Annotated in this window: 24 protein-coding genes; 9 read left to right on the top strand and 15 right to left on the bottom strand. The window is 58.6% G+C overall.

Going from position 1 to position 22,772, the window contains the following annotated elements:
• Position 1 precedes the first annotated feature (1 nt).
• Genes RA27_RS00820 through RA27_RS00810 form a run of 3 tightly spaced genes read right to left on the bottom strand, consistent with a single transcriptional unit; the run spans position 2 to position 2,938 of the window.
• Entirely contained in the window at positions 2–1,063 is a 1,062-nt protein-coding gene (locus RA27_RS00820) for an iron ABC transporter permease (RefSeq protein ID WP_039534039.1), read from the bottom strand.
• Positions 1,056–1,895, bottom strand: coding sequence for an ABC transporter substrate-binding protein (locus RA27_RS00815; protein ID WP_039534037.1), 840 nt, complete (start codon positions 1,893–1,895; stop codon positions 1,056–1,058). Before RA27_RS00815 ends, RA27_RS00820 begins: the two co-directional genes overlap by 8 nt.
• Positions 1,892–2,938, bottom strand: coding sequence for a ChuX/HutX family heme-like substrate-binding protein (locus tag RA27_RS00810; RefSeq protein ID WP_241483989.1), 1,047 nt, complete (start codon positions 2,936–2,938; stop codon positions 1,892–1,894). Before RA27_RS00810 ends, RA27_RS00815 begins: the two co-directional genes overlap by 4 nt.
• A 319-nt stretch (positions 2,939–3,257) precedes the next feature.
• On the opposite strand from RA27_RS00810, the gene RA27_RS00805 reads away from it, so the two are divergent.
• A complete protein-coding gene (locus RA27_RS00805; protein ID WP_039534035.1) occupies positions 3,258–5,312 on the top strand; it encodes a TonB-dependent receptor in 2,055 nt (684 codons plus the stop codon).
• Positions 5,313–5,394: 82 nt separating this feature from the next.
• Here the strand turns inward: RA27_RS00805 and RA27_RS00800 are convergent, their stop codons facing one another.
• On the bottom strand, positions 5,395–5,901 hold the full coding sequence (locus RA27_RS00800; RefSeq protein ID WP_039534033.1) for a hypothetical protein: 507 nt from the start codon (positions 5,899–5,901) through the stop codon (positions 5,395–5,397).
• Positions 5,902–6,002: 101 nt separating this feature from the next.
• On the opposite strand from RA27_RS00800, the gene RA27_RS24560 reads away from it, so the two are divergent.
• From RA27_RS24560 to RA27_RS00770, 6 genes are all read left to right on the top strand, one after another.
• Complete coding sequence (locus RA27_RS24560; protein WP_206539978.1) at positions 6,003–6,167, top strand: hypothetical protein; 165 nt, start codon at positions 6,003–6,005, stop codon at positions 6,165–6,167.
• Between the two features lie 334 nt (positions 6,168–6,501).
• On the top strand, positions 6,502–7,551 hold the full coding sequence (locus RA27_RS00790) for a siderophore-interacting protein (protein WP_039534028.1): 1,050 nt from the start codon (positions 6,502–6,504) through the stop codon (positions 7,549–7,551).
• Entirely contained in the window at positions 7,548–8,465 is a 918-nt protein-coding gene (locus tag RA27_RS00785; protein WP_039534025.1) for a MotA/TolQ/ExbB proton channel family protein, read from the top strand. Before RA27_RS00790 ends, RA27_RS00785 begins: the two co-directional genes overlap by 4 nt.
• 3 nt (positions 8,466–8,468) lie before the next feature.
• Positions 8,469–8,840, top strand: a complete 372-nt coding sequence (locus RA27_RS00780; RefSeq protein ID WP_039534023.1) for a biopolymer transporter ExbD — start codon at positions 8,469–8,471, stop codon at positions 8,838–8,840.
• 4 nt (positions 8,841–8,844) lie between these two features.
• The gene (locus RA27_RS00775; protein WP_039534021.1) at positions 8,845–9,228 is read left to right on the top strand and encodes a biopolymer transporter ExbD; all 384 of its coding nucleotides are present in this window, start codon (positions 8,845–8,847) and stop codon (positions 9,226–9,228) included.
• Positions 9,225–10,070, top strand: coding sequence for a TonB family protein (locus RA27_RS00770; protein WP_039534017.1), 846 nt, complete (start codon positions 9,225–9,227; stop codon positions 10,068–10,070). The genes RA27_RS00775 and RA27_RS00770 overlap by 4 nt, the downstream gene beginning before the upstream one ends.
• 529 nt (positions 10,071–10,599) lie before the next feature.
• Here RA27_RS00770 and RA27_RS00765 read toward each other — a convergent pair.
• Entirely contained in the window at positions 10,600–11,523 is a 924-nt protein-coding gene (locus tag RA27_RS00765; RefSeq protein ID WP_039534015.1) for a LysR family transcriptional regulator, read from the bottom strand.
• 111 nt (positions 11,524–11,634) lie between these two features.
• Here RA27_RS00765 and RA27_RS00760 point away from each other — a divergent pair, with 111 nt between their 5' ends.
• Positions 11,635–12,558 (top strand): SDR family NAD(P)-dependent oxidoreductase, encoded by a 924-nt coding sequence (locus tag RA27_RS00760; RefSeq protein WP_039534012.1) that lies wholly within the window; start codon positions 11,635–11,637, stop codon positions 12,556–12,558.
• Positions 12,559–12,575: 17 nt separating this feature from the next.
• Positions 12,576–12,950, top strand: coding sequence for a DUF4345 family protein (locus RA27_RS00755; RefSeq protein ID WP_039534009.1), 375 nt, complete (start codon positions 12,576–12,578; stop codon positions 12,948–12,950).
• A gap of 370 nt (positions 12,951–13,320) precedes the next feature.
• Here RA27_RS00755 and RA27_RS00750 read toward each other — a convergent pair whose 3' ends face one another.
• The 10 genes from RA27_RS00750 to hisD all read right to left on the bottom strand — a co-directional run bounded on the left by RA27_RS00750 (position 13,321) and on the right by hisD (position 22,770).
• Positions 13,321–14,016 (bottom strand): RraA family protein, encoded by a 696-nt coding sequence (locus RA27_RS00750; RefSeq protein ID WP_039534007.1) that lies wholly within the window; start codon positions 14,014–14,016, stop codon positions 13,321–13,323.
• Positions 14,013–14,708 (bottom strand): alpha/beta hydrolase, encoded by a 696-nt coding sequence (locus RA27_RS00745; protein ID WP_039534005.1) that lies wholly within the window; start codon positions 14,706–14,708, stop codon positions 14,013–14,015. The genes RA27_RS00750 and RA27_RS00745 overlap by 4 nt, the downstream gene beginning before the upstream one ends.
• Positions 14,705–15,832 (bottom strand): cobalamin-independent methionine synthase II family protein, encoded by a 1,128-nt coding sequence (locus tag RA27_RS00740; RefSeq protein ID WP_152610620.1) that lies wholly within the window; start codon positions 15,830–15,832, stop codon positions 14,705–14,707. Before RA27_RS00740 ends, RA27_RS00745 begins: the two co-directional genes overlap by 4 nt.
• Positions 15,833–15,839: 7 nt before the next feature.
• The gene (locus tag RA27_RS00735) at positions 15,840–16,442 is read right to left on the bottom strand and encodes a class I SAM-dependent methyltransferase (RefSeq protein ID WP_039534000.1); all 603 of its coding nucleotides are present in this window, start codon (positions 16,440–16,442) and stop codon (positions 15,840–15,842) included.
• Positions 16,439–17,404, bottom strand: coding sequence for a cupin domain-containing protein (locus RA27_RS00730; RefSeq protein WP_039533998.1), 966 nt, complete (start codon positions 17,402–17,404; stop codon positions 16,439–16,441). The genes RA27_RS00735 and RA27_RS00730 overlap by 4 nt, the downstream gene beginning before the upstream one ends.
• 192 nt (positions 17,405–17,596) lie before the next feature.
• A complete protein-coding gene (locus tag RA27_RS00725) occupies positions 17,597–18,586 on the bottom strand; it encodes an ester cyclase (RefSeq protein ID WP_039533996.1) in 990 nt (329 codons plus the stop codon).
• A complete protein-coding gene (locus tag RA27_RS00720; RefSeq protein ID WP_039533994.1) occupies positions 18,583–19,626 on the bottom strand; it encodes a LacI family DNA-binding transcriptional regulator in 1,044 nt (347 codons plus the stop codon). The genes RA27_RS00725 and RA27_RS00720 overlap by 4 nt, the downstream gene beginning before the upstream one ends.
• Positions 19,626–20,390 carry an SDR family oxidoreductase gene (locus tag RA27_RS00715; RefSeq protein WP_039533991.1) on the bottom strand — a complete coding sequence of 255 codons (765 nt, stop codon included), beginning with the start codon at positions 20,388–20,390 and terminating at the stop codon, positions 19,626–19,628. Before RA27_RS00715 ends, RA27_RS00720 begins: the two co-directional genes overlap by 1 nt.
• A complete protein-coding gene (locus RA27_RS00710; protein WP_039533989.1) occupies positions 20,390–21,442 on the bottom strand; it encodes an ester cyclase in 1,053 nt (350 codons plus the stop codon). The genes RA27_RS00715 and RA27_RS00710 overlap by 1 nt, the downstream gene beginning before the upstream one ends.
• On the bottom strand, positions 21,439–22,770 hold the full coding sequence (gene hisD / locus RA27_RS00705; RefSeq protein ID WP_039533987.1) for a histidinol dehydrogenase: 1,332 nt from the start codon (positions 22,768–22,770) through the stop codon (positions 21,439–21,441). The genes RA27_RS00710 and hisD overlap by 4 nt, the downstream gene beginning before the upstream one ends.
• Positions 22,771–22,772: the final 2 nt, after the last annotated feature.

The raw sequence follows: 22,772 nt of genomic DNA, 5'->3' as shown, positions 1-22,772 counted from the left end.
CCTACAGGTCCACAATGCCGCGTTGACGCAACAATATCCACAGGAAGAACGGGGCTCCGATGACGGCAGTGACAATCCCGATCGGCAATTCCGACGGTGCGATAACGACCCGGCTGATCAGGTCAGCCAGCACCAGAAGCGCTGCGCCCAGCAGCGCGGAATTAACAAGCAGGTAGCGGTGGTCAGGCCCGGACGCCAGCCGCAGCAGATGCGGCACGACGATGCCGACAAATCCGATACCCCCGCTGACGGCCACAGCCGCCCCGGTTGCGGCGGCGACGATCAGCACGGCGCTGGCCTTGAGACGCTGCACCGGAATACCGATATGTCCGGCTGCAGCCTCGCCCAGCGAAAGCCCGTTGAGGCCGGTGGCCAGAAGTGGTGACAGCAATAGCGGAACGATGATGATCGGCCCGGCGATGGTGATCTTGCTCCAACTGCTACCGGCCAGTGAGCCCATTGACCAGAAGGTGAAATCGCGCAGTTGCGCATCGTCGGCCATGTAGACAAGGATACCCGTCAACGCCATCGCCAATGCCGTCAAAGCGATCCCGGCCAGCAACATAGTCGCCACCGAGGTCTGCCCCCTCCGCGTGGCAACACGGTAAAGCAGGATCGTGGTGATCCATGCACCAACAAAGGCTGCGACCGGAACCAGCCATGTGGCGAAGGTGCCCGCGAATGGTAGCGCCGCGCCCAGGACAATCGCGCTGACTGCGCCCAGGCTTGCCCCGGCGCTGACGCCGACAATGCCCGGATCGGCCAGCGGATTGCGAAACAGGCCCTGCAGCACCGCGCCCGATACAGCCAGCGCCGCGCCAACCATGCATCCCATGACCACGCGCGGCATACGAATATCCAGCAGTACAACGCGGTCGCGCAGACTCAGGTCGTGGCCGTGCAAGAGATCCGACAGCGCCCGCCACAAGGATGTTCCGGCGGCTCCGATGGCCAACCCGGCAATCGCGGAAGCGCCGAGCAAGACCAGCAGGACCCAAGTCAGATGCCGGGCGGTGACACTGCGGTCACCCGCCAAAACGACCGGAGCGGTCTGATCAACCATTGGCACCGCGCAACCCGGCAGCCAGATCGGTGATCGCCTGTCCGGTACGCACCGAGAAGCCTAGTAGCAGCATTCCATCCATGCGTAGAATATCTCGGTTCTGGCCAGCTGGCGTGGCGGCAATGGCGGGGTGGGACAGTACTTCTTCATCCGTAACCGAGACCGCGCCTCCGGCCTTCATCATCAGGATGACATCGGGGGCCGCAGTGATGACGGCCTCATCCCCCAGCGGTTTGTAACCCTCAAAGCCTTCGACCGCGTTGGTCGCACCAGCCATTTCGATCATGCCCTGCGCGGCGGTATTTGCCCCGCCCGCCAGAACGCGCCCGCCTTGCAGCGACAGGACAAACAGAACGCGCTTATCGGCCAGACCGCTCTGCGACGTGGCAGCGTCAATGGCCGAGGCCACCTGATCGGCCAGTTCCTCCCCTTGTTCCGAGACCTCCAGCGCGGCGGCAACGGCGCGGATCTTGGCGACGACCGCATCACGGTCATGCCCCATCGGGATGCTGATCAACGGAATTTGCGTTTCGGCCAGAACTTCCAGCGTTTCAGGTGGACCCGCGCCCTCTTCGGCCAGAATCATATCGGGATTGACCGACAGAAGCCCCTCGGCAGACAGGCGGCGTACATAACCGACATTGGGCAACTCGCTGACCTCTGCCGGATGGTTCGAGGTGCTGTCGCGCGCCACCAGACGGTGTTCCTGCCCCAGCGCGTAGATGATCTCGGTGATCGACCCGCCAGCCGAGACGATCCGCTGCGCCGGTTCCGCGCTTAAAGACGTGCCAGCCAGCAGGGCGAGGCTGAATGCGTAGAACAGTCGTTTCATGCCGAAACCTCCTGTGGCAGACCGTCCAGCGACCGCACCAGTTCGTTCCACTTGGCCGCCGCTTCCGGCTCGGCCAGCACACCGAAAATCTGCAGGATCAGAGCACCATGTGCGTCAAACGCCTCGACCGAGATTGCATCACCCCGGCGGGTAGCCTTGGTGGCCTGCCAAACCTCGGCAATGTGATCGGATCGCAGATGCAGGTTGAACCCGGGATCGAGCACATTCAGCCACGGACCCATCTGTTTGATCTCGTTGACGGGGCCGGTGTGAATTTCGATACAGCCCTGATTGCCGACAAAGACCATGATCGGCAGGCCCATCTCAGCCGCGCGGTGCAGGATCGTATCCACTGCCGAAATCGCCAAAGGCCGCACATAAGGTGCACCGGCCATGCGGTAGGCCCCCAACCGGTTCAGTTTGAGGTTGCGCACCATCTGCAGAAACTGGTGCGTGTCGGTGATTTCGTCCCAACCGGCGCGCAGCTTGTCCAGCTTGGCCGGGTCGGTCTTTGCAGACTCAATCGGGGCACGGGGCTCAACGGCCACCGTATCGGACTGATCCGGCGATTTCAGCGTCTCTACCATGGCGTCCCATTCTTCGATCACCGAGCTATCGCGCAGGAAAATCTTGTGCACGGCATCGCCCGCCGCGTCGAAAATCTGGATGGAGAGGCGTTCAGACCCGTCATCCAGCCTTTTGGTGACGGCAAATGCGTGCACCCAATGCTTGGGGAACATCCTCAGATCGATCTCGTGATTGACCACCAGCGCAGCGTGAGGGCCGCCGCGATAATCGTCGTAAATCCCGACTTTCTCGATTACGCAGCTTTCGTTTCGGGTCAGCGCCATCACCTCACCCAGCCGGTTCACCAGTGGAATCAGGTCATCCATCACCGCTGTGATGCGCACCACATCCGCACCCACATTGGCTGCGATCAGCTGCGCCTCGGAGATACCCAGCATATCGGCCAGATCGCGCGGGCGCATTTTGTGGTTATCCTGCTGGGCCGCACGGATTTCGGAAGGGGTCGGGTTTGCCATGGTCATCTCCCAAACAGCTTTGAAAGGGCGCAACTTGCTGGGACCGAAACCGACCGGGCTATGCACAATCTACATTTGCATTTGCGCTGGACCTACAGGCTTGAGCCTGTGGCATCAAGAGCACGCCTTCATTTTCTGACAAAAATACTATGGTATTTGAGAGTCAAGTCCAATAAGGACCCCTCCAGATGGCGCGTTGCAGAAATTCTGAGCGCAACGGCCAACACCACACCCAGCAGACGGCAAGGTAGCAAGCAACCAACGCTCACATCGGGCGGATGCAGCACTCACTGCGTCTTATGAACTTCTGGGGGTTTCAATGAAATCAGCGCTCAAGCGTTCCACCGCCGCTGCCGCTTTGGTCGGCGCGGCATTTTCCGCATTGCCAGTTCTGGCACAGGACTTGGATGATAACGTGATCGAACTGGACGATATCATCGTCACTGGCACGGGCATCCCGACCGAGGTGTTCAAAAGCCCCGGCTCGGTCACTGTAGTCGATGCGGAACAGATCCGTGAAATCCCCCCGACATCGGTGGCGAACCTGCTTTCGGATGTACCGGGTGTCCAGGTATCCGAGAACGATCTGAATCGTATCCGCATCCGGGGCGAGGAATCGCAACGCGTTGCCATCATGCTGGACGGCCAGCGCCTGTCGGATCACAACCGCTATGGCACGCCACTGCTGATCTCTCCGACCGAGATCGAGCGGATTGAAATCGTGCGCGGCCCGTCCTCGGTTGTTTCGGGCAACCGTGCCATTGGCGGGGTTGTGAATATCATCACCAAGCGCGGCGCCGACAAACCGCTCGAGGTGTCGGGTACCGCGGGTTACATCGGTTCCAACAACGGACATCGCGCAGCGCTCAGCGCGGCCGGCACCTACGAGAATTTCGACTATCGACTGTCCTATTCGGAGTCCGATCTGGGCGACCGGAAAACACCCGACGGCGACCTTGTTCCTTCAAGCAGCAATGATCGTGGTCTGCTTGGGTTCTTAGGATATGATTTCGGTCAAAGCTATGTTGGCTTCCGCGCGCAAGATTATCACGCCTCAACCGAGGTCTTCACCGGCGATCCAAGCGCGCGTATCAACCTGCCCAAACGGGACCTGCGCAAATACAGCGCATTCTACGAAGGCGAAGACCTGACGCCATGGATGTCGATGCTGAAATTCAGCGCCTATCAACAAAAAGTTGACCGGGAGTTCGAAAGCTCGTTCGACATCGTATCACCCTCGCCGTTCGCACCGAACAACGTCGTGTCTCTTTCGGATGACGATCAGACGACCAAGGGTTTTCTGGCAACAGCGAATTTCGAATTCGCACCGGGGCATCGCTCGGTTCTGGGCTTTGAATATGAAGACGACCGGTTGGAAACCGACAAGACCAGCATCGTGTCTTTCGCAAGCCCGTTCGTGCCAACGCAGACTACGCTCAGATATGTGGATGCGTCTATCAAGACCTACAGCATCTATGGCCAGCACGAGGCGACCTTTGGCAATTTCACCGCCACGGCAGGCGCACGCTACTACAGCGTCGACAGTGATCTTGATGAGTTCACGGTCGATGGCGTCAACCAGCCGACGCAAAGCAACAGCGATGATCGGTGGCTGGGCTCTGTGGGTCTTGTTTACAACCTGTCGGATCAGGCAATCCTGCGGGCCAACATCTCGCAAGGATATACCTATCCCTCTCTGTCCGAGCTGTTTCTGACGACGACCGCTGGTGGCCAGACTGTTAATGGCAATCCAAACCTGCGGCCAGAAACAGCTACGAACTATGAGATCGGCGGGCGCATCGATCGTGGAAATATCGTTCTGGATGCGGCAATCTTCTATACCGAGGCCAAGGATTATATCACCACGGTCGCGGACCCTTCAAACCCGGGTCAGCTGATCTATGACAACGTCGACAGTGCCGACAGCTGGGGCTTTGAAGTCGCGGCAGAGTTTGACCCGGGCTGGGGTGGTGTGCGGCCTTATGTGGTCCTTTCAAATGTCACGCGCGAATTCACCTATGCAAACGGGTTCGCCACCAAAGACAGCGGGACGCCCGAATGGACCGGAACGGTTGGTCTTCGGTCCGACTGGCAGGCGGCGAGTTTCGGTGGCACGTGGGATGTGTTCCTGCGCGGGGAAAGCTCGTCCACGCTGGAGGATGAGAACGGCGATGTGGTGGATACCGGAACGCCGACGGGCCTCAACCCGACCTCTGGCTGGACCACTCTCAATTTCCGCGGCAGCATGGAGTTGACCGAGAATGCGCGACTGAACCTTGAGGTGAACAACATTCTGGACAAATCCTATCGCGCCAACGATCAGATTCCGGCCGCGGGCCGCAACATCAGCCTGTTTGTGACCGCAACGTTCTAATAAAATCGAGCAGAAACGCAGATGCGCCCGCCGGGAAAACCGGCGGGCGCTTTTTCATACCTGCATGGACCGCAAATTCGGGTCAGGACACGACCCGCAACCGAGCGCCTGACACACGCTGTGCGTCGGGGCGCGGACCGCTGGGAAAGCGGTCCGCAAAAGTCAGACCAGACCGGATCACGTCCGGATCTAGGCGTCCGAGTGTCAGGTCTTCAACCGCCTGTCGGGCTGCAGGTGTCTCATCGCGGCGCATATGGTGCAGAACGAACAGCAGCGAAGCCTCATCCGTCGTGATCAGATCGCGGCTGTCTGCGCAAAACGGGTCAATATGGGCGAACACTCCGTCGCGGCTTTGCACAACAAACTTCAGGAATCGTGCCAGCAGATGGGCCACAGGCAATCCAATTCGATCGCCCCATCGCTCGGATGCTATGGAATAGGCCAGATGCCAAGCCTGAGTTTCCGGGCAACGCAGCGCATCCAGATGATGCCGCGCGACAATCAACAGACCCTTCTCGAAGTTGTCGAATGGAAAGGAGTCGCCGACCTGCATTCCGTCGTTCGGGTCTGCGAGATGATGTGCCGTCATGCTGATGACCTTTGCTTTGGGGGCGTTTGCACTGACAGCCTCATGACATTCGCAGGCAAATCGTTTTGTATCTGCCCGGGTTGAGGAAGCGGCGATGCAGCATGTACCGGAAACCTCAGATCGGCTTGGATTGCCGCGCGCAGCTGGGGTTTCAGCTTGCATCCGAACTGGCTGGCGACATCATCGGTGGCCAGCATCGTGCTCAGGATCGATTTCATTGCCTGTTGTCCTTACGATCAGACCCCACTGTCCTTGGGCCGCTATGAACTGAAATGTTGGGAAGGCCGGGCGTGATTCCGAAGGATCTGACTAAGCCGAAAAATATATGACAAAAATAGTCGGAAATTACAACAGGGGTGCTCCATCAGGGGCTTCTGAGGTTTACAGCCATAAACTTGACAAGATCACACAGGAATTTTAGGACGGGACGGATGACGGGGTTTTGAACCCGTCAGCCAGATTGCGTTTCACCCCTCTTGTTTCCGCGATCCAGCCAAATCTCGTGAACAGATCGACGATTGCCGGGGCCCGTGCGGGCCAACCGTCGTATGAGGTGGATGGCGCCATGAACCTTACAGATCAAACCGGGATGCAGATGCCTTGACCCTGCATTCCGATTTCCCGCAACAGTCTGAGGCGCATATACCGGGGCTGACCTTCGATGCCATCCGCAGGGTTCTGCGGCACGAGGCAACAACCCGAGACCTGACGGTCCACGCGGACAGTGATGTTGAAATCACCGTTCAGCTCATGCGCGGCCTGCTGTCGTTCTCACCGACCGCGCGGGGCGTTCAGGCGCGTGTGCAGTCCTCTCGTCCTGAATGGGTGCAAGTTCTGAAAGAAGGGCTGGTGGAACGGTTGGCTCAGGTCGCCCCGGAAATGGTCGAAGGTTTGCGCTGGTCGGGTGCTGATCAGGCTGGAGAGCAGCCTTCGAACTTCCATTTCGCGCGGGTGCAGTCCGTGACGCCCGTGGGCCGCGCTTTTCTACGGGTGCGGGCATCCCTACCGGATCTGTCCGGGTTTCAGGATGACGCGATTCATTTCCGTCTGGTGCTGCCGCCTACGGGTGTTGCGCCCGCTCAATGGCCGACACTTGCGGCGAACGGCACGACGATCTGGCCCAAAGGGGATCACGCGCTGCACCGTCCTATCTATACGGTGCGTTCGATCGATCGCAAAGCCCGTACTCTGGATGTCGACATCTTCCTGCACGAAGGCGGTCGTGTGACCGATTGGGCCAGTTCTGCCCATCCTGGCGCCGAGTTGGGGATATCCGGCCCGGTTGGGGCGGGCATTCCGCCGACCAACCGCCTGCTGGCCTATGCGGATGAAACAGCGTTTCCCGCCCTCGCTCGTATTCTCGAGTCCCTCTCTCCCGACACCATCGGTCACGTGAACCTGCTGGCTGACGAAGGCGCGAACTGCAACTATCCGATCACCGCGCCCAAGGGCGTCTCGGTGATCTGGCATCGACGTGCGGCAGGGTTGGATCTCGGCGCGCTTGCACTCGCCGGGCATCTGGAAAGGCCCGACCATTATCTCTGGGTTGCCTCCGAGAAAAGCGAAGTTCTGCGCGTTCGCGCGGGTTTCAAAAACCGCAACGGCGATCCCACCCAATCTTATCTCTCGGCCTATTGGAGCCGCTCATGACCCCGCGAATGATCCTTGTGGCCGCGCTTGCCGTGACTCCCACCTTTCTGGCCGCGCAGGAGACGCAACCTGCCCCCGAAGTTTCTACGCAAAGCCCTGCTTTGGCAGAGACAGCACCATCGCTGCCCGAAACCCCCATTCCGACACCTGCGCCTGACGGAACCCCGGTCGCCTCCGAAGCCGCGACCGCAAACCCGGAGGAGGCGCCGGTGGTTCTGTCGCCGGTCGAACCGCTCACCCCTCAGCAAGAGGTTGTGCAGGCAGCGCAGGACGCCTCGGCCGACGCGACTGCGTTCCTGCGTGATGGCGGTCCGTCCATCTGGGCCATTGCGGCACTGTCGGTCATCACCGTTGCGCTGATCCTGTGGAAAATCTGGCGGCTGGCGCTGATCGGTGCGTGGTCACGCGGTAAAGCCGGCAAAGCGGTGGATCTGTTTGAAAGCGGTCAGCCAGATGCTGCGTTGGCCACCGTGGCCGGGCGCAGGGGCATCCGGTCCAGGGTCGTCGCCCATGCCATCGGCGCAATCCGCGCTCTGCCCGAAGACCGGGCGCGCGAGGAAACCGCGCGCGTCGCCAAGCGTGAAATCGCGCAGGCGGGCACCGGGTTGCGAGCGCTCGAACTGATTGCGACCATTGCCCCACTGCTGGGTCTGCTGGGCACCGTTCTGGGCATGATCGCCGCGTTCCAGGCTCTGCAACAGTCCGGAAACCGTGCTGATCCCGCGCTGTTGGCGGGCGGCATCTGGGAGGCGCTTCTGACCACCGCGGCCGGGATGGCCGTCGCCATTCCAGCCTCGGCTGCGCTGACCTGGTTCGAGGCAGTGATCGACCGCATCCGCCGCGATGTTGAGGACGGCGCGACCCGTTTGTTCGTGTTTCAAGCGCCCGATGACCTGAAACTGGCAGCGGAATAGCCCATGCAGTTCGCCCCGCCCGGCCGAGCAAGACGCAAGCCCAGCCTCACCCCGATGATCGACGTGGTGTTTCTGCTGCTGGTATTCTTCATGCTGGCTTCGCGGTTCGGGGTGGATGCGATCGTGCCGTTGCCGCTGGCATCGACGGGTGGTGAGTACACCGGACCGCCGCGCCTGATCGATATCTATCCGGACAAAGTGACGTTGAACGGGGTTGATATGGTGGACCTGCCGCAGGCGCTGGCACCGCTGATGCGGTCCCCTACGGACATGCTGATCTTACGCGGCCAGGACGGGACCAGCCTGCAGCGCATCGTGACCGTGACCGAGAGCTTGCGACAGGCCGGATACAGCTCGGTCGTTCTGGTGGAGTAGAGTGATGGATTTCTCAGCCCCAACCCGCCGACCGCGTTCTGAATCGATCGTGCCGATGATCAACGTCGTATTCCTGTTGCTCATATTCTTCCTGATGACCTCGAACCTTGCGAGGCCCGAACCCTTTGACGTGGCACCGCCCAGCGCCAGCTTGGAAACCGAACCCGAGGTCGAGCGCGTTCTCTATGTCGACAAAACCGGGAAGACATCGTTCGAAGGTGCCGAAGATGCCGCGGCTCTGGCCGCGATCACCGCGATCGCTGACGACGAACAGGCCATTCAGGTTCGGGCCGATGGCGAGGTTGAAGCGCGTGTGTTGGCCGGACTGTTGCAAAAGCTTGCCTTGGCCGGTCTGTCGCGCGTCGAATTGATTGTGACGGCGCAATGAGGCGGGGGGTCGAGTTCGGCATCTTCGTGGTTCTTGCCATCGCGCTGCATATCCTCGCCTTTGCAAAAGGTCCGGTATCAGGGGTCCAATCGGGCGGCAGCGGTGGTGATGCGATGGTCTCGATTCAAGCCGCCGCCCCAACGGTGGTCGAGATGGTCAAATCCTGGGAACGCCCACCCGTTGTGTCTCCTGTCGTACAACCCGAGCTTGCCGCGCCGCAAGCAATTAGGGCAGAAACACCCACCTTGCCTCAGATTGATCTGACACCCGCACCAAATGCAGCGATGCGTGCGGCCATCTCGCAGCCCGAGATTGAGCAGGACGTCGAAATCGAGACAACACCTCCGCCCCCCCCACCGCCGGAGCCGAGGGTCGAGGCAGACCCGACACCCGACACGCGGCCCCAACCCCGTCCTGTGCAGAAGCAGCCCAAAGAGGGACTGAAGGCCAATCAGACCTCGGCCGGGCGGCAAAAAGAGGTCGCGGTCGGGTCTGGTGGCGGTGCGCAAGCCGGTGCAGGCGACGCCAAGGTCACAACCGGCGACCCCGGCAAGACGGCCCGGTTACAGGCCGTCTGGGGTGCCAAGATCCGCGCACGGATTGATCGCAACAAACGCTATCCAAGTAGGTCAAAAGCCAGCGGAAGTGTGACCATCGAGATGCAGGTATCACGCGATGGAAAACTTGTGGCTTATCGCCTGAGAAGCTCTTCCGGCGTGCCAGAACTGGACAAAGCAGCAATGGACGCCGTGGCCCGCGCAAAACGCTTTCCCAAAGCGCCAAAGGAACTGAGGGGAGAAACCTTTAAGTTCAGAGTCCCAATCCAGCTAGCCAAGCGATAGAAGGCAGGCTTCGGTGAACATGATCTCAGTTCAACCTCGGACCTCTGGAGCTTCCGTCCAAACTCGAGTTGGTCTTACAAGCATCGCGTTTCTACCGTGAAGCACTTGGTGACGACATGTCCAGAAAGTGCCGCGAAGGACAACTTCGTCCGAAACATCTGAAGACGAGCTCGAGGGTCTGAGATAATCAAGACCCATGATCGTTGTTGGGCATTTCCACCCTGCTACTTTCATGCCTTCTTCGTAGATGCATTCTAAAAATTGAAACTGAACGCCGTCACGCTGCGGCGCATCAATTCGCTCCCAAGCTCGCTCAGCACCTTTCCGATTGACGCCTAGAATATAGGCGCGATGTTCAGATAGTAGAGCCCGCCGCCTGCCGATCCGTACATTGATTGATTTCGTAGCAAACGATTTCGCCGAAATTGGACGCGATTGAAAAAAAGTAAGAGGACCCAAGAAATGTGGGAATGGTATGTCCTTACAGCATACGACTAAGCTCTATTTAGCACCCACCCTTAACAAATGGCTACTTACATGGTGCTACAGTCCCCGATATCCAGAACTCATTTCGCCTGGACCTGACCTGCTTGGCCAGAAAATCGACCAACAACCGGACCCGCGCCGTATTTCGAAGATCACGATGCAGCAAGAGCCAGATGTTTCGATAAGGCATCGGCTTTTGGAACGGTGCACGGATCAGGCTGGGATGACGGTCTCCAAGGTTGCACGCAAGATAGGCCATGCCCAACCCCGAGGCCGCCAGCGTGATCAGGGGAACCAGTTCAGAGACGCGGTGCTTCAGGGTGGCCTTGGGGTAGTAGCTGTCTTTCACCCACTTCGCGGTGGTGGCATCTTCAGGCTCATGCCAGCCGATCAGGTGGAGCCCCTCGCCGCCATTGTCGCTGATCCGTTCGGCGTAGCCGCGCGTGCAATAGGCTGCCTGTGACATCCGGACAAGCTTTCGCCCGACCACATCGTCCGTCACCTCATCGGCGATACGCAGCGAAACGTCAGCTTCCCGACGCATCAGGTCGCGAATATCGTTTGTGAAATTCATGTTGAGCGTAATGTCCGGATAAAGGTCTGCAAAGGCCGCAAAATCATCCATTAGTGATGTCATCGCCAAGCCATGAGGAAGAGTTACGTAGACTGTGCCCGACGGTTGCGCATCCCGGCCAACAATGACACGTGACGCTGCGGACATTTCCTGCTCGACGCGTTCGGCATGGGGCATCAGGTCTTCGCCAAGCTGTGTCAAGGCGAGGCCGGATCTTGAGCGATCGAACAACCGGCTGCCGACGCGCTCTTCCATGACTGAAACTCTGCGCGTCAGCGTGGTGTGGTTCACCTGAATACTGTCAGCTGCGCCCCGAAGAGTTCCGGTTCTGGCAACGGCCAGAAAATACTTCAGATCGTCCCAATTCAGAGAGTGGCTTTCCTTGATCGACATGAGATGTGTGTTTCATTTTTGATGCATCATGTCCAGAAATTCCTATCTATAGATCATATGTTGACCGGATTACCTTGGACCTATCAAACACAAACCCAGGGACTCTACCCGATGAACCAGATACAATCTGTATTGATCACCGGCGCAAATGCCGGGCTTGGTCGCGAGGCGGCCCGGCAGCTTGCGCTGAGAAAAGGCATATCCAAAGTCTATCTGGCCTGCCGCAACCCAACCAAAGCGAAAGCCGCAAAAACAGCGCTGGAACGTGAGACCGGACGCAATATCTTTGAAATTGTCCTGATGGACGTGACCGATCCGGTTTCGGTTCGCGCAGCTGTGGCCGAGCTTTCCACCCAGATCGACGCCGTAATCCTAAATGCGGGTGGAACGGGCGGGCAGAACCCAAACAGCCTCACTAGCGATGGCGTGACCAACATTTTCGCAACAAACGTTCTGGGGCACGTGGTGTTGGTAGACGCGTTGCTTGAGCGTCAGTTGGTAACATCCACAATCCTATACGCTGGGTCCGAGGCTGCTCGTGGTATTCCTAAAATGGGTATGCACCGCCCCGACCTGTCCGATGGAACAGTGGACGAGTTCAAATCAATCGCCGACGGCAGCAAGTTCGGCCCCGAGGGCGATCCGATGCAGACCTACGGTTACGCCAAACTCACCGCGACTCTGTGGATGGGAGCGATGGCGCGTCAGCACCCCCATATTCGCTTTGTCACCATGAGCCCCGGAGGCACCGCAGGAACTGCTGGCTTTGACGACCTGCCACTTATGAAACGCATTGTCTTCAAACATGTCGGCGGCGTGCTGATGCCCCTGTTCGGCATGATGCACAGCGTTGAAGCCGGGGCAAAACGGTATCTGGACGGCTTGCTGAACCCGGAATTCAAGACCGGCCACTTCTACGCCAGTCAAATCGGGTACCCTACCGGGCCGGTTGTGGATCAAGCCAACATTGATGGGACTCTGTCAGACATCACCACTCAGGACAACGCGCAGCAGGCATTAAGGCAATTCGCCTGATTCAAAGGAGAAATGAAATGGAAACCACACTGAGCATCTTGGTCATACTCGCGGCCCTCATGCTGTCCGGTCTCGGCATCATGTCGATGTTTGCTCCGCGACGCATGGTCGCCAACTTTGCCATCGAACCGGTGGGAACTGCTGGGCTCAGCACGATCCGTTCGGTGATCGGCGGTCTGTTTCTGGCCTCTGTGGCTTTGCTGGCAATCGGTCTGACGACGGGGCAGACGTTGGGCTATCTTGCCGTTGCGATCCTTATGGCGGTTGTCGCCGTTGGGCGCATAGTCGGCATTCTGGCGGACGGGTTCGACAAGGCAGTTCTGCCACCGCTGGTCGTTGAATTGGCAATCATCGCAGTGTTGATGACGGCGTATTACCAGCTTTCCGTGTAGTCGGATCGGCTTGGGAGGGACGGCGGCTAGAGCAGAAGGGCTTACTCGACTGATCACGAGGACGAAAGGTGGCACGAAAGCCAAACTGGATGCCATCATCGGCAGTTTCCATCGCCCGATCCGCGGCACTACTTTTTCTGGCCAAGTGAGCGATCAAACGGGGCAAGGGTATTGATCAACGGCCTTCCATCGGCTGCTTGGCGGCTGGGCGTCTTTCATCGTTTGCGATGCAAGACGCTGCCGGGCAACGGGTCGCGGTTCCCTGCAATTCTCTGTTGCTATTTATCACTACATACGGCCGGTCAGGGACGCCTCAGATGTGAATTTTCTAACACATCCAATCGGCATTCATGTTCTCTGCTTTCCACAATCAAACTCTCATCTTTTCGAACGTTGCCCAAGCGGATTCGAATGCCTCGAAATCAAACTCCGGCTGGCGGGCTGCATCTAAGACAATTCGTTCCGTCGAAAGCAGCTTTTGTATTGCAGCTTCTAGTTGGTCGACGACATCCTTGGGCACGACCAGCGCTCCGTGACGGTCGGCGTGAACCAAATCTCGCGGCTTGACTGTCAGGCCAAAGACTGAAACTGGCGTATCGATCTCTCGGATGTGGACGAAACCGTGGCTCGGCCCGACAGAACCGGCAACAACCGGGAACCCCTCGGGCAAGTCTCCGAGATCGCGCATGACACCGTTGGTTACGACACCGGAAAGTCCGAACCCCTTGTGGACAGAGGTATTGATTTCACCCCAATAGGCACCGATGCAATCCGGATAATCCAAATCCTCAATCACCGCGACGCAGGGGCTGGGCGCTTCGGCCATGTATTTGTAATAGGCCATGCGCCGAGCTTTGATGACGTCAGATGGCTCGGTTGGCGGATTGACGGCCGCAATCTTGGCCGTGCGCGCATAGCCGACGATCGCAGGCTCTTCGGGCGCTGAACACAGCATGGTGCCGCGCGTAAAATCGTCGAAACCGCGCTTGCCCTGCGCCACTTCGATGGCATTGCAGACGGTGGGGGTGTCGACCTTGCGAAGCAGGGACAAAAGGGATGGGGTCATGTGTCCTCCAGCCAGCGGATCAACGCCGCTGTGGTTTCTTGTGGTTGTTCCAATGTCGGGAGGTGCCCCGCACCTTCAATGATCTCCAACGAGCTCTGCGACAGCTGATCATGCATCATCTGGTGGCGCTCAACAGGGCATAACTTGTCTTCGCGCCCGCACAGGACCAGAGCCCTTCCGGCAAATGACCTCAGTGTCACGCATTGGTCCGGGCGATCCATCAAAGCCTTTGATTGGCGGAGAAACACGTCTGGGCCCAAGTCTGTGGCCATCGCCATGCAAAGATCCAGAATAGCCCCCCGAGCAGGTCCGTCGGCCAGATAATTTGGTTTCATCTCGTCGCGCATCACCGCCTTCAGTTTGCCGTCGCGAACTGCCGCCATTTGAGGGGCACGGCGGGCTTTGACCTCTGGACTTTCAGCCAGCGGGTTTGTGTCGAGCAATGCCAGGCGCGAGACGCGTTCAGGTGCCTGACGCAGTACTTCCATCGCCACGATCCCGCCCATCGACAAACCTGCCAGCGCGAAACTGGGTGGCGCATTTTGCAGGATGTCAGCCGCCATTGCCTGCACAGTGTCGTGCCAGGATAACGGGAACATCATCACGGGCCTGCTGCCCGACAGAGCATTGATCTGCGGGCCAAAGAGGCGGGCATCGCACATCATACCCGGCAAGAAGATCAAGGGTGTCATGCCGAGGCCAGCTTTGCCCCCTCAGACAGCGCCGACAACTTGGCATAGGCGATCTGAGGGTCGACTGCGCCAAATCCGGCGAAGGTGCCAAAGCCGCAGTCGCTACCTGCGATTACCCGTTCTCCGCCGACGATCTGCGTAAAGCGCTCGATCCGCTGGGCTACGAGTTCGGGATGCTCAACGAAGTTAGTGGTCGTATCAACCACACCGGGCACCAGAACTTTGTCATCGGGTATCTCGGCCTTGCGGTCGCGGAACACCGTCCACTCGTGAGCGTGGCGGGGGTTCGAGGTCTCAAACAGGACATAGCGCGATTTGGTCGCCATCAGGGTGCTGAACACCTTGTCCATCGCAATATCGCAGCAATGTGGGCCCTCATAGTTGCCCCAACAGATATGCACGCGCACGCGATCCTGTGGTACGTTCTGAAGCGCGTGGTTCAGAGCCTCGACATGCATGTCAGCAATCTTGACGAACTCATCGTCCGAGAGATCGGTGAATAGCATATGGCGCGACAAGGCGAGATCGGGGCAATCCAGTTGCAGATCCAGACCAGAAGCCACGATGGTTTCGTATTCCTCTTTCATGGCGTCGGCCAACGCCGCCAAATAAGCCTCGCGCGTTGAGTAGAAGTCGTTCTGCAAAAACAGAGAGATCACACCGGGCGACGCGGCGTTCATGAAACCGCGCTCTGCCCCATGCTGCTGCATTGCGGTCGTAAGGTTGGCGATATCCTTTTCCAACTCGCCTTGCCCTTTTGAGCGAACTTCACCGGTGCACATCGGTCGTGCGTATTGGGGTGTACCACCGTCATCGGCAAGTCGTTGCAGAAAGCTGGGGAACATCTTCAGGTCCGCAGGCGCATTTCGGGGACTGTCGCCAGAAAACCCGGTGTATCGATCCTTGACATAGGTCGCATATGAAATCTTTGAAGTCTCGCCGTCACTGACGATATCGATACCGGCTTCAACCTGTTTACGAACTGTTTCTGAGACCCCATCGGTCATGCAGGCATCAAACGCAGCCGCGTCGTAGGGGTCACCGTTTTCACGGGCGAAAATGAAATCCACCACGTTTTGCGTTCGGGGCAGAGATCCAACATGTGTGGTTTTGATTGCCATCAGAACCTCCTTACAGTTTTCGTGCCATCAGGATCGTATGGCTTTTGGTTTCGGGGCCTTCGGCAAGATACCCGGTCATTTGCAGTCCATTTTCTTCGAGACAGGTCGCGTAACCGGCTGGAGACAGTGACGCGTGGTAGACGAGTTCCGACGCCACAGTGCCATTTACCTCCCCGGCGCGAGGTCCAACGGTCAACATGAGCATCCCACCGGGCCGCAAATGCCGTGCCATGCGGGCGATACAGTCTTTTTGCTCATCCGCCGTCAGATGGAAAAAGCTGTTCCAAGCGATGATACCCTCGAACTGCCGGTCCAACTCAAAGTTCCGCATATCCGCATTTTGCCAGTCCCCATCCGGCCAACGATCCCGGGCAAGGGCCAGCATCGCATCGGAAAAGTCCACACCCGTTACTGCGAACCCCTCAGCCATGAACCAGCGTGCAATCGGATCGCCAGTGCCGCATCCCAGATCCAACACATGGTCCCCCGGCTTGAGGCTGGCCGTGAAGCGCGCCAGCCAGCGCGCTTCGAACAGCGCTTTCGAGCGACGTTTGTCGTATTCCGTGGCTTGCCGCTCATAAACGGCCTGAGTGTTGTCAGGGTCAGCGGTCATCCTGTCCAGGTCGCTCCTGCCGGGTCATCGGTTGCGGTGATCCGGTACAGTCCTGCGTGCCCGGTCATCGATGGCGCGGCACTATAGGTCTCGCCGGGCAATACCAAAGCTGTGTCGCCGGTAGATAAAGTGGTGTTATGATCGCCGATCGAAACACGCCAATGGCCGCTGGCGGGCATCAGAACCACAGGTTTTTCAGCTGCAACCGGTTCGGTCACAGCAGACCCACGCCCAAGAAAATCAACCTCGAACCCGGGCTTGTCCTTGATCATTCCGTTTTCGCCAATCACCTGTGCGGGCTTGTTGGCCGACAACGCCATCAGGTCCCAATACCGCGCGACATATTTTCCGACGACATCCTCAACCGGAACTTCGGGGTAATCCTTCAACTGCTCTTCGGTCAGCAGAGGCATCGGGTGTACGTTGTGAGGCAATTCCTGCCCTTTTTTGGAATCGTAAAGCACGCCATTATCGCCCAGCATCAGCCCATGCGCCTGCGCATCTTCGATGACTTGAGGGGCCCAGGTCACCCCGCCGCCCGCGTCGTCACCGCCAAGGATCGACATGATCATGCCGTAGTCCTGACCGACGTTCTCGAAGCCGCGGAAGATACCGGTGGGGATGTTGAAGATGTCACCCTCCTCGGCGATGAACTCACCAGCCGTGCCGTACCGGCCCCAGAAAAATCGCCAACGGCCCTTGGCGACGAAAAAGACCTCGGCCGTCGTGTGGCTGTGCAGCGAGTTTCGGCATCTCGGGGGCTGGCCCGCAGCACCGATGTTGAAGCCGATCTTGTCAGTGATGTGCACATGCTGGTCCGGAGATTCCGAGACACCACCGCCGATGATCGTGAAATTCTCTTTCTGATCGCTGCCCGGTGTGTGGGCATCGATAAACGCGGTTTTGCAGGGTTGAAGCTCGCCGTAGCGAACGATGCGGGAGGAGATGGTTGATTCCGACATTTTGTAAGTTCCGATACTACGTTTTCAGGAGCGGTGGATTGCGTGCTTGTGCGGCACACGCTCTCACTCTCCGGGCGGACGCAGGTTCAAACGCCGTGCACGCAGGCTTTGGCGGTGCATATGGAAACGCCGAAGGGGTCCAGTCTCACTCAAACCATCCACAAGGATGCGATATGCAACCGGGCGCGCCACTCAGACCTCACCACTCTGCAACAGGATTTGCTTCCAGACCGAGGTTTCATCGAACAGAGTATATTCGCGGCGCAGCTGCGGCTGTTCGCCAATCAGGGCGCCGAACTCGGCGTGGCTGATGCCCAGGACATATACCTGTGCTCCCGTCGGTGCGCCAAACGCGCCCCAGCCGTCATGTTTGCCCCAAAGGCTCCAACGTATTGCCGCACGCGGCGGCATGTTCGGATCACTGCGGCCGATCTGATGCTCGATCTTGAATTCAGCATTCGGGAAACTCGCCCGCAAACCCATCCAGAAGCGGTCAACCGCATCCCAGCCATGACCGGTAACGCCGCCGACATATTCTGACTGGACAGCCCGGTCATACTCGGACTCGATCGCGCCCATATCGGCATTCATGATCCGGGTCAGAATATCTGCGTATCGCTGTCCCCACTCGTTATCGTTTCCATGGCCCTTATATGGCCCCGGCTGGTCGGTTTCGGGGGTCAGAGGCTTGACGCAGCTCTCTTTACCTCCTTCGCGGGTAATCAGATCGGCGGCGTATTCCTTTGGCTCCCATCCCATCTGGCGCACGATGGCGCCCTGATCGCGGATGAGCCATTCGTCGTTGATCTGATTATCAATCGCGTGGCAATCGGCCAAAATCCGATAGCGCAGTTTTGTACCCGTGGGCTTGCCGTAAACACCCTCGGCCAGATGCGTGGCTGTTGACAGGATGCGATGAGAACTCAGCATCCCTTCTTCGGGCGTGCCGGACCAGATCACATCCTCACCCAGCAATTGCCGATCCGGGAATTCGGCCAGCGTTGCCATAGTCGCGCCGATCACATTCTGATTGCCCAGAACCACCGACCCGGGTGAACGGACAACGATGTCCTCGCTGTAATAGTCGTGCAGCGTCGCGATCCCCCGGTCTTCCCAAATCTCTCTGGTGATACCGATGATATAATCGGGGAAATCCCGGAACTTGGGATCAAAGCCTTTCATGTCTTCATCCTTTGCGGTGTCCAACCCTTGGGCAGCCGTGCCGACGTACGCACGATCAGCGGCCCATCAATCGCGACCTTGCGCGAAGCGGCGGTCGTCGGGTTTTCAATATGGTCCAACAAGGCGTCAACAGTTTCGGCAACCATCAAATTGGCCCGCTGACGAATGGTGGTGAGGTTATAGGCAAGCCACCCTGCCTGAGGGACGTCGTCGTATCCTACAACCGAAACGTCTTCGGGTATGCGCATTCCCAATTCAAATCGGAGGACATCCATCACAGCCAACGCCATGTGGTCATTGGCAACGAAGACCGCATCTGGCCGTTCCTGCGGTTCGATATCAAACATCCGGCGCGCGGCCAGCCGCGCATCTTCGGTCAGGAACTCTCCGATGTCGTAGGCGTACAATTCCTGACCGGCCTCGCCGAGTGCCGCACGGAATCCGGCCTCGCGGTCGCGTTGCGTTGATGCACCCTGCCATCCAGCGATATAGGCAATGCGGCTGTGACCGGCGGCGATAAAGAACTCAGCCACCTTGCGCCCCCCCGCATAATTGTCTGACGTGACCGAGGTGATCCCGTCTATGTCCTGACTGCGGTTGAACAGTACAACCGGAACGCCTGCCTGTTGGCACCGCGTTGCAATATCAGACGACATCGCGACCGAGGCGAGAATGACACCGTCAACCTGATAATCGAGGATCTCATCCATCACATCGTCTATGTTTCCGGCAGTTCTGGACGCCATGAAAATCAGGACGTGATAACCCTGCTCCTGCAGCGCATTGGATAGCTTCTCAAGTGCTTCGGGATAGAAATAATTGTCCAGATAAGCGACCACCAAACCGATGATGCGACTTTTGCCCGACACCATCGCACGCGCCAACACATTGGGGCGGTATCCCAGTTCCGCGGCGGCTTTGCGCACCTTCTCTTCTGTCTTCTTGCTGACCGAGGCTCCGGGCGTGAATACGCGACTTACGGCAGACTGGCTGACACCGGCAAGTTGCGCGACCTGAAGGGATGTGACTTTCTCGGCCATTAGTCCGCCGTCCAACCTCCGTCGATAAGCATTGATGTTCCGGTCACCAGTGCCGAGGCGTCGGAGGCCAAATAGGCGACCGCACCCATGATGTCCTCAACCTCTCCGACCCGGTCCAGCTTGATCTTCTCCATGATCCACGCGGCGCGTTCAGGATTGTCAAAGGTCGATTGCGTCAAAGGCGTTCGGATAAAGGTCGGGCAGACCGTGTTGATCCGGATACCCTGCTTGCCCCATTCAACCGCCATGGCTTTGACCATGCCCTCAAGCCCGTGCTTGGTTGCGCAATAAACCGCGCGGTCGATGCCCCCCACATGGCCCATCTGGCTGGAGATATGGATGATCGACCCCCGCTTGCCCGCTGCCATCAGAGCTTTGGCCGCATAGGATGACAGGAAATAGGCGGACCGCAGGTTGACGTTTGTTACTGCGTCGAAATCGTCGGGCGTTGTTTCAACGGCTGGCCCATGACGCGCCAATCCGGCCGAGTTCACTACGACTTCGAAACAGTGGTCGTCAAACAGAGTTTGCAACGCATCCAGATCGCCCTGATCCAGCACCCGCGCCTCGGCCGACCAGTCCTGCGCCTGAAGCGCAGCAACCGTTTCATTCAGACGAACCGCGCCGCGCGCGGCGCAGACCACATGTGCCCCCGCCTCAGCCAGTGCGACGGCACAGCCTTGTCCAATGCCCGAAGACGCCCCGGTGACAAGGGCGGTTTTTCCTTTCAGGGAAAACGACGGGGTGCGGGGAAGATCGGTCATCAGCTCATTCCATCCGGTATTTCAATGCGGCCCATGTTTCGGGCCTTGTTGAATTCCCGCAGACGGGCGAAGACGTCAACACCAAGCTGCCGGTAGGCGTCCAGCAAATCCACCAGAACCCAGTTCTCACGGATTCTGCCATTCTCCAACCGCCAGAAATCGAGGCTACGCATGGTGATTTTCTTGCCCGATGGCGCAATACCCATCCAACCGTCATGAGTGACGGTCTGGATCATATTGGGCCAGCCGGTCACGGCGGCGTATTCGCCGTCGCCGAAGAAGTGATAGGTGATCTCATCCACATACCGACCCCGGTCCGGCATTCCACTCAGGAAAGGAATCTGGTGCCAGTTGCGAAACCCTGCATAGCCGCGCCCGGTTCCGATCCCCGCAGGGCCGTACCAGTTCATGCGCGGATGCCAGAACCGCTCCATCTCCATCACCTCGGGGCCGCCCTGCGACGGGTGTTTCTTAAGATGCTCCAGCATGTCGATGATGTGCTGGCACGTCGCTTTACCTTTGGCCTCGTCATATGGCCCGGCTACAAATCCGTCCTGTGTGGCTGGGCCGGGCACATGCCATTCGCGCCCCAGACTGGGGGCCATCGGCCAGGCATTGGCTTGCATCATCACTTCGGGAATGTCCCAAAGCGCCTGCATCTCAACAACCTTGCCGTCCTCAAAGCGGTAGAATTCGTGGAACCGCATTGTCACCTGATGGCCCGTTGGCGGAATGTCCAACCACGGCCCGGTGAAGGTGCCAGTGTAATAGCCACCACAACCGACCCAATCCGCCCCGGCTTCATCCGGACCTGCCATGACGATATAGTCGCGCCGCTCCAGATCGGGCCATGCGTTCAGGAGGTCTTTGTAGGCGCTGTCATAAAAGGTATCGCTGCCTGTGCTGTCCCCGAACGGATGGCACAGGTGAAACACAGCATCCGGTTCCGTCAACTCGGCCAGCGCTTTACGAACGCCGGCCTCGGAGAAGTCGTACATCGCAGCTCTGAGCGGAGCGATCAGGGCTTTGTGCAGCGTTTGCCTGTCAGTCATTCAGCCGCGTCTCGATAAGGCGCCCCTTCGCCATAGGGCACGTTGATGCCGCCATAGCGACGCACGCGGACATTGCACTGCTCGGCGTGACCGACAAAGCCTTCCAACATGCACAGGCGCGAGCCGTATTCGCCGATCAGCGTTGCGGCCTCGTCGGTCAGAACCTTCTGATAGCTGTGGGTTTTCAGGTATTTACCGACCCAAAGCCCGCCAGTATAGCGCCCAGCCTTTTTGGTCGGCAGCGTATGGTTGGTGCCAATGACCTTGTCACCGTTCGAAACATTGGTCCGCGGGCCCAGGAACAGCGCGCCATAGCACGTCATGTTATCAAGGAACCAATCATCGCGATCCGTCATGACTTGTACATGTTCAGATGCGATGTCATCGGCGACTTGCAACATCTCGTCATAAGTGTCGCAGACGATGACTTCACCGTACTCTTCCCAAGACACTTTCGCAGTGCCTGCGGTCGGCAAAATGCCCAGAATGCGGTCAACCTCGGCCATGGTGTCCTCAGCCAGCTTGCGTGAGTTGGTCAGCAGCACGCAGGGGCTGTTGTATCCATGCTCGGCCTGCCCCAGCAGGTCAGTCGCGCACAACTCAGCATCCGCAGCGGTCTCGTCGGCGATCACCATCGTCTCAGTTGGTCCTGCGAACAGATCGATACCCACTCGGCCAAACAACTGGCGTTTGGCTTCGGCGACAAAGGCATTACCAGGGCCGACCAGCATATGCACGGGATCGATCGTCTCAGTTCCCAGCGCCATTGCGCCAATGGCTTGAATGCCACCCATGACATAGATTTCATGCGCGCCACCGAGATGCATCGCAGCAATCACGGCTGCGTTGGGCCTGCCGTTGAACGGAGGTGTACAAGCGATGATACGCGGGACCCCGGCGACCGAGGCTGTCGCCACCGACATATGGGCCGAGGCGACCATCGGAAACTTGCCACCCGGAACATAGCATCCAACCGACTGAACGGGGATGTTCTTGTGACCAAGGATGACCCCGGGCAGTGTTTCAACTTCAATATCCAACATCGAGTCGCGCTGTGCCTGCGCAAAGTTACGCACCTGTTCCTGCGCGAATTTGATATCGGCCAATTCCCTGTCTGTCAGCTGACCGATCAGGTCGTCGATCTGCGCTTGCGACAGGCGGAATGACTCGGGCGAGTAGTTGTCGAACTTCTCGCTCAATTCGCGCACGGCAGCGTCGCCACGGGTTTCAATGTCTTTCAGGGTGGCTTCGACCACCGCACGGGTTTTGGCGTCATCTTCGGCCCGATCAGCGTCAGACTTGCCGCGTTTGAGATACTCGATTGCCATTT

It is taken from the genome of Ruegeria sp. ANG-R (assembly GCF_000813985.1).
Taxonomy (GTDB): Bacteria; Pseudomonadota; Alphaproteobacteria; order Rhodobacterales; family Rhodobacteraceae; genus Ruegeria.
The sequence above is the reverse complement of the archived record's forward strand: the minus strand, read 5'-3'. Positions and strand labels throughout refer to the sequence as shown.

Excerpts from the sequence above, each read along its gene's own strand:
- RA27_RS00745 (WP_039534005.1), bottom strand. The coding sequence starts at position 14,708 with ATGACACCCTTGATCTTCTTGCCGGGTATGATGTGCGATGCCCGCCTC.
- RA27_RS00775 (WP_039534021.1), top strand. The coding sequence starts at position 8,845 with ATGGATTTCTCAGCCCCAACCCGCCGACCGCGTTCTGAATCGATCGTG.
- RA27_RS00755 (WP_039534009.1), top strand. The coding sequence starts at position 12,576 with ATGGAAACCACACTGAGCATCTTGGTCATACTCGCGGCCCTCATGCTG.
- RA27_RS00710 (WP_039533989.1), bottom strand. The coding sequence starts at position 21,442 with ATGACTGACAGGCAAACGCTGCACAAAGCCCTGATCGCTCCGCTCAGA.
- RA27_RS00725 (WP_039533996.1), bottom strand. The coding sequence starts at position 18,586 with ATGAAAGGCTTTGATCCCAAGTTCCGGGATTTCCCCGATTATATCATC.
- RA27_RS00780 (WP_039534023.1), top strand. The coding sequence starts at position 8,469 with ATGCAGTTCGCCCCGCCCGGCCGAGCAAGACGCAAGCCCAGCCTCACC.
- RA27_RS00810 (WP_241483989.1), bottom strand. The coding sequence starts at position 2,938 with ATGGCAAACCCGACCCCTTCCGAAATCCGTGCGGCCCAGCAGGATAAC.
- RA27_RS00735 (WP_039534000.1), bottom strand. The coding sequence starts at position 16,442 with ATGACCGCTGACCCTGACAACACTCAGGCCGTTTATGAGCGGCAAGCC.
- RA27_RS00815 (WP_039534037.1), bottom strand. The coding sequence starts at position 1,895 with ATGAAACGACTGTTCTACGCATTCAGCCTCGCCCTGCTGGCTGGCACG.
- RA27_RS00785 (WP_039534025.1), top strand. The coding sequence starts at position 7,548 with ATGACCCCGCGAATGATCCTTGTGGCCGCGCTTGCCGTGACTCCCACC.
- RA27_RS00800 (WP_039534033.1), bottom strand. The coding sequence starts at position 5,901 with ATGACGGCACATCATCTCGCAGACCCGAACGACGGAATGCAGGTCGGC.
- RA27_RS00805 (WP_039534035.1), top strand. The coding sequence starts at position 3,258 with ATGAAATCAGCGCTCAAGCGTTCCACCGCCGCTGCCGCTTTGGTCGGC.
- RA27_RS00720 (WP_039533994.1), bottom strand. The coding sequence starts at position 19,626 with ATGGCCGAGAAAGTCACATCCCTTCAGGTCGCGCAACTTGCCGGTGTC.
- RA27_RS00750 (WP_039534007.1), bottom strand. The coding sequence starts at position 14,016 with ATGACCCCATCCCTTTTGTCCCTGCTTCGCAAGGTCGACACCCCCACC.
- RA27_RS00730 (WP_039533998.1), bottom strand. The coding sequence starts at position 17,404 with ATGTCGGAATCAACCATCTCCTCCCGCATCGTTCGCTACGGCGAGCTT.
- RA27_RS00770 (WP_039534017.1), top strand. The coding sequence starts at position 9,225 with ATGAGGCGGGGGGTCGAGTTCGGCATCTTCGTGGTTCTTGCCATCGCG.
- RA27_RS00765 (WP_039534015.1), bottom strand. The coding sequence starts at position 11,523 with ATGTCGATCAAGGAAAGCCACTCTCTGAATTGGGACGATCTGAAGTAT.
- RA27_RS24560 (WP_206539978.1), top strand. The coding sequence starts at position 6,003 with ATGTACCGGAAACCTCAGATCGGCTTGGATTGCCGCGCGCAGCTGGGG.
- RA27_RS00820 (WP_039534039.1), bottom strand. The coding sequence starts at position 1,063 with ATGGTTGATCAGACCGCTCCGGTCGTTTTGGCGGGTGACCGCAGTGTC.
- hisD (WP_039533987.1), bottom strand. The coding sequence starts at position 22,770 with ATGGCAATCGAGTATCTCAAACGCGGCAAGTCTGACGCTGATCGGGCC.
- RA27_RS00760 (WP_039534012.1), top strand. The coding sequence starts at position 11,635 with ATGAACCAGATACAATCTGTATTGATCACCGGCGCAAATGCCGGGCTT.
- RA27_RS00715 (WP_039533991.1), bottom strand. The coding sequence starts at position 20,390 with ATGACCGATCTTCCCCGCACCCCGTCGTTTTCCCTGAAAGGAAAAACC.